The organism is Bacillus cereus group sp. N12 (assembly GCF_016483575.1).
Lineage (GTDB): Bacteria > Bacillota > Bacilli > Bacillales > Bacillaceae_G > Bacillus_A > Bacillus_A toyonensis.
Genome location: NZ_JAEHBO010000244.1, coordinates 1 through 255, shown reverse-complemented (window position 1 = coordinate 255; position 255 = coordinate 1). Strand labels below are relative to the sequence as shown.

Here is a 255-nt window from a genome sequence, read left to right as displayed (position 1 = left end):
AGCATGCCAAGATGAGTAAGATTATTGACCGTTACCGTCCAGCTGGTGAAGGCTTTGTTCGTATTGATACTCAAAACAATATGCCTACCGCAGCGGGTCTGTCCTCAAGTTCTAGTGGTTTGTCCGCCTTGGTCAAGGCTTGCAATGCTTATTTCAAGCTTGGCTTGGATAGAAGTCAGTTAGCACAGGAGGCTAAGTTTGCCTCAGGTTCTTCCTCTCGGAGTTTTTATGGACCACTAGGTGCTTGGGATAAGG

1 protein-coding gene is annotated in these 255 nt (G+C 47.1%); it reads left to right on the top strand.

Annotated elements, in window-relative coordinates; all coding sequences use genetic code 11:
* Positions 1 to 11: 11 nt before the first annotated feature.
* Positions 12 to 255, top strand: a 244-nt coding sequence (locus JDS92_RS30320; protein ID WP_472926312.1) for a GHMP family kinase ATP-binding protein, incomplete at its 3' end; no start/stop codon positions are given.